General features: G+C 71.8%; 3 protein-coding genes. 2 read left to right on the top strand and 1 reads right to left on the bottom strand.

The window, feature by feature from the left end; all coding sequences use genetic code 11:
- Positions 1–64: 64 nt before the first annotated feature.
- On the bottom strand, positions 65–1,420 hold the full coding sequence (locus tag D7Y13_RS49975; RefSeq protein WP_158626192.1) for a hypothetical protein: 1,356 nt from the start codon (positions 1,418–1,420) through the stop codon (positions 65–67).
- Positions 1,421–1,690: 270 nt separating this feature from the next.
- Here D7Y13_RS49975 and D7Y13_RS38675 point away from each other — a divergent pair, with 270 nt between their 5' ends.
- Both D7Y13_RS38675 and D7Y13_RS38670 read left to right on the top strand, forming a co-directional pair.
- A complete protein-coding gene (locus D7Y13_RS38675) occupies positions 1,691–2,098 on the top strand; it encodes a hypothetical protein (protein WP_120534367.1) in 408 nt (135 codons plus the stop codon).
- Positions 2,099–2,137: 39 nt separating this feature from the next.
- Positions 2,138–4,756, top strand: coding sequence for an AgmX/PglI C-terminal domain-containing protein (locus D7Y13_RS38670; RefSeq protein WP_120584350.1), 2,619 nt, complete (start codon positions 2,138–2,140; stop codon positions 4,754–4,756).
- Positions 4,757–4,792 lie beyond the last annotated feature (36 nt).

Below are 4,792 nucleotides of genomic sequence, written 5' to 3'. Positions count from 1 at the left end.
GTACTTTTTTTTTTTAATGATACGCCGACCACCGAGACATACACCCTAGAGTTCGTCGGCAGCGTCAGATGTGTATAATAGACAGGATCCTTGGCGTGTCCTCGGACACGGGGATGGGCAACGTCTGGAGCACCGCCGCCTTCGCCTGCGCGTCCCCCTCCACCAGAGCCTTCGCGTCCAGCACCCGCACCTGTCCCAGCCCGATGTCCGCCGCGTAGAGCAGCCCGGCGCGGTCATCCAGCGCCAGTCCCTCCGTCACGCCCGCGCCGAAGCCCCGGTGCCGCACCACCTGCTGTCGGTCCAGGTCCAGCACCGCGACGCCGCTGTTCGCGCTCACCTCCATGCGCTGGGCGTTGGGGCCCACGTTCGGCCCCAGGCTCGCCATGAAGACGCGCCCCAGCCGCTCGCTCGCCACCAGCGCGCGCGGCGCCTTGCCGCCCATCACCTGCGCGGAGTACGCCTCCGTGGTCCCTCCGACGATGGGCACGCCCGGCTTCGGCACCAGCGGCGCCAGTTCCCGGCCGTCGTCCTGGCGCAGCAACACCACCTGCCCGGTCTGGAGGCTGCCCACCGCCAGGAAGCCCTTCCAGCGCGCCAGTGCTCGCGGGTTCGGATCCACCGGGGCGCTCCAGCGCTCGCGACCGTCCTCCAGCGCCAGGGCGTGCACCGTGTCGCGCACGTGCTCGGCCACGTAGGCCACGCCGCGCGCGCCCTCCACCTCCAGCCCCCACACACCGGCGGGCGTGGGCACGACGCGGGGCTTCCGCTCGGGCGCATCCAGCGCGTACAGCCAGAGCCCGGCGTCGGACTGGTGCGCCACGCCCAGCCACGGCCGGCCCCCCTTGTCCTTCCACGTCGCGAGCGCCGACGGCCCGTCCCCCACCGCCAGCGACTCCACCTGGCCTGACGCCACGTCGAGCGCGAACACCGTGTCTGTGGGCGGAGAGGCGACGAAGAGCGTGCGCCCGTCCGGCGCGAGCGCCAGCGCCGTCAGGTCCGGGAAGGCCGCGTCGTTGACCACCGTGAGCCGCGCGGTGCCCGCGGGCCGGGGTCCGGTGCTCGCGGCCAGCGACAATTGGACGTCCGCCTGGAACGTGCCCACCGGCAGGGTGAGATCCGTCGGCAGCCTCGCGTACGCGTGGCCCGCGTCCACCACCGTGAGCGGCAGCTCGCGTGAGAAGGGCGCTCCGAGCACCAGCTTCAACCCCGGCACCAACGCCTCGCCATGGAGCGAGAGCGGCTGCGAGGTCTGGTTGCTGGTCAGCTTCGGGCCCACGGCCCGCAGGACAGGCCGGGGCTCAGCCGGGACGGGCGCCGCGACGGGCGGGGGAGGCGCTCCGCGCTGGCGGATCCCCACGACCGCGAGGCCCAGGCCCCCGAGCACGCCCGCGATGAGTCCCCACCAACGAATGCCTCCCATCACGAGCGCGACCCTCCGTCCCGCGAGCATCCTCCATCCGCCCACCGCCCCGCGAAGACTTCGCACCACGTCTGCTCGCATGCTGGGGGAGCAAACCGATGGAAGGAATCCCACGCGACCTTTCCAGCGTGCCGGAAAGAAATGTCTCAGGCGTGGAGATCCCGCCCCACGTGAGGTGGACTGCCCCCCACACCTGCCCAACACCCGTCGATGCATGGCGCTGGAGTGTGCGTTGACAGCTTGGGGCTCGCATCGCTTAACCTGTTGATGATGCGACGTTTCCTTTTCTTCTGTGCCGTCGCCAGCGTGCTTGGCTTCGGTCCCCTTTCCACCGCGAACGATGCCTGGGCCCAGGGGCGTGGACGCGCCTCCAAGGCGAAGGCCGCCAAAGCCAAGAAGGGCGCGAGCAAGGCGCCGCCGCGCATCGATACGAAAGCGAGTCCGGGCGCCACGGCCGTCACGGATCCGGTGACGGGCGAGGCGGGAGCCACGGCGTCGTCCGCGCCTCCGCAGCGAGGGCCGTCGCGCATCGACTTCGACGATCGGCTCATCCAGGGCCAGACGAACAAGTCCGGCGCGGTGTACCTGTATGACCGCAAGGAATTGAAGGTGCGGTCGATGCTCCGTGAGCGCGACAGCTTCCGCTCCGAGACGCTCGCCACCGTCTACGATCAGTAGGGCCGTACCGCCCATCACCCTTCGAAGGGAGCGTCACCGTTGAGCGGCCAGCCCAGCGTCCTGCAAGTCGTCATCCTCCGCGACGGCCTCCTGGTGGGGACGGAGGTGTTCGTCCCCGGTACCTACGCGCTCGGCTCCGATGCGTCGTCGGACTTGCGGCTGGACGACACCTCCGTGTCCCCGCGCCATGCGTTGCTGTACTTCCAGAACGGTCGCACCGCGATCCAGGACGCGGGCGGCGGCACCAGCGGCGTCTTCGTCAACGGGCACCAGGTCACGGCCTGTGAGATCCGCTCCGTGGACGAGGTGCTGTGCGGCCCGTTCGTCCTGAAGACGCGGATCCTGAACCAGCGCCCCGTCGAGTCCAAGCCGCAGCCGCCCCCCGAGGTCGCCGCCCTCTTCGGCAACGCCGGAGCACCGCCCGCCCCGCCGCCGCACGGCGCGAACGGAGCGCACCAGGCCTTCGCGCCACCGCACGGCGCGAACGGAGCACCGCAGGGCTTCGCGCCGCCGCAGGGCGCGCAGGCACAGCAGGCCGCGCAGGCACAGCAGGCTGCCTACGCGCAGCAGCAGGCGCAGCAGGCCGCATACGCGCAGCAACAGGCAGCCCAGGCACAGCAGGCCGCGTACGCACAGCAGCAGGCGCAGCAGGCCGCTTACGCGCAGCAACAAGCGGCCCAGGCACAGCAGGCTGCGTACGCGCAGCAGCAGGCACAGCAGGCCGCTTACGCGCAGCAACAGGCGCAGCAGGCTGCACACGCGCAGCAACAGGCACAGCAGGCTGCCTACGCGCAGCAGCAGGCGCAGCAGGCCGCATACGCGCAGCAACAGGCAGCCCAGGCACAGCAGGCCGCCTACGCACAGCAGCAGGCACAGCTTGCCGCGCAGGCGCAGGCAGCGCATGCAGCTCAGGCACAGCACGCATCTCACGCGCAGCACGGCGCGCAGGCGCAGCACGGCGCGCACCCGCAGGCCACGCACGCACAGCAGCAGGCAGCCCACGCTCAGGCGGGACACGGGCACGCGGCCCACCCGCAGGCCGCGTTCGCGCAGGGCGCCCAGGCGCATGCCCAGGCCTCGCAGCCCGCGGTCGCGCTGCCCGCGAAGCGCACGCCTCCCCCGGGTGTTCCCGCGGGCACCGTCCCTTCCGCCCGCCGTCGGCCCCCGTCCGAGGCCATGCCCAGCCTCCTCGTCGCGGACGATCTGCTGGCGGACGTGGATCTGGATGCCGTAGCCCCCTCCGCCTCCGGCCCGCTCCTGCACGACAAGGCCGCGGCCACGCGCCCCACGCACGCGCCGAAGATTGGCCCGGGCAGGAAGGGCGCCTCCCAGCTCTACCTGGAGCTGTACTGGGGCGCCATCCGCCGCGACGCGCGCCGCTTCGCCCCGGACGCGAAGAAGCCCGTCAAGGCCGCCCTCGATGAGCAGGCCCCCATGCCGCTCTGGGGCTTCACCCTCCCCGAGGGTGACGCCTTCTCGCTCGCCGAATCCGTCAACGGCAACTACCGCCTCTTCGTGCCCCCGGGCACCGACGTGGAGAAGGGCGGCGCGGACGGCCGCTTCGCCCCCGTCACCTCCGCGGCGCTCGAGTCCGACGGCAGCCGCCGCTTCGTCACGCTGCGCGACGGCGCCGCGGCCCGCCTCACGCAGGGCAAGATGTCGCTCGTCGCCTACGCGGCGCCCGTCCCCGAGCGCGTCTTCGTCAACCCGCTCAAGGGCCTGCCCTGGCTGACCCTCTTCTTCCTCGCCATCTTTGGCGGCGGCCTGGGCTACTTCATCGCCATGCGGCCGCAGGGCCCCGCGACCGCGGACTTCACCCAGAAGAACCTGCCCCCCGTGGCGCTGCGCCTCATCGCGCCCGAGCCCAAGAAGAAGGAAGAGGCCAAGAAGAAGCTGGAGGCGCTCAAGAAGAAGGAGCCCGTCAAGGAGAAGCCCGTCGTCGCGGAGAAGGCCCCGCCCAAGCCCGTGAAGCAGCAGGCCCCGGAACCCAAGGCCGTCGTCGCCGCCGCGCCGGAGAGCAAGGCCCTGAAGGCGCTCGCGAAGCTGTCCGCCGCCGGCCCCGCCGCCAACGACCTGCTGGCCGCCGTGGACAAGCTGGGCAGCGGCCCGGGCAGCAAGAACGTCAAGCAGACCAACTACAAACTCTCCGGGCTCATCGGCAAGGCGCCCATCGCCAACGCGGGCCTGGGCACCATCGGCCTGGGCGGCGGCGGCAAGGGCGGCGGCGCCACGCTCGGCGCGGAGCTGCTGCGCGGCAAGGGCGGCGGCGGCATCGGCGCGCTGGGCGCGGGCGGCGTGGGCAAGGGCGCCGTCGGCGGCACCGTCACGCGCGCCACCGCGCGCAGCATCTCCTCCACCCAGGGCACCGTGGACCGCGAGGCCGTGGCCAAGGTCATCAACAGCCACCTCAACGAAGTCCACGGCTGCTACGAACGCGCGCTGCTCAAGGACCCGGGCCTCGCCGGCAAGGTCGTGCTGGAGTGGAGCATCGGGCTCAACGGCCGCGTGGCCTCCGCGAAGACCAAGTCGTCCACCCTGCGCAACGCCTCCGTCGAAGCGTGCATCCTCAGCAGCCTGAAGGGCTGGCAGTTCCCCACCCCCAAGGGCGGCCTCGTCATCATCACCTATCCGTTCCTCTTCAACTCGGTCGGCTACTGACGCGGGGGCTGCTCCCCCACCCGCGCCAGCCCCGTC

Source organism: Corallococcus praedator, from assembly GCF_003612125.1.
Taxonomy (GTDB): Bacteria; Myxococcota; Myxococcia; order Myxococcales; family Myxococcaceae; genus Corallococcus; species Corallococcus praedator.
This window is presented reverse-complemented; position numbering and strand designations above follow the sequence as displayed.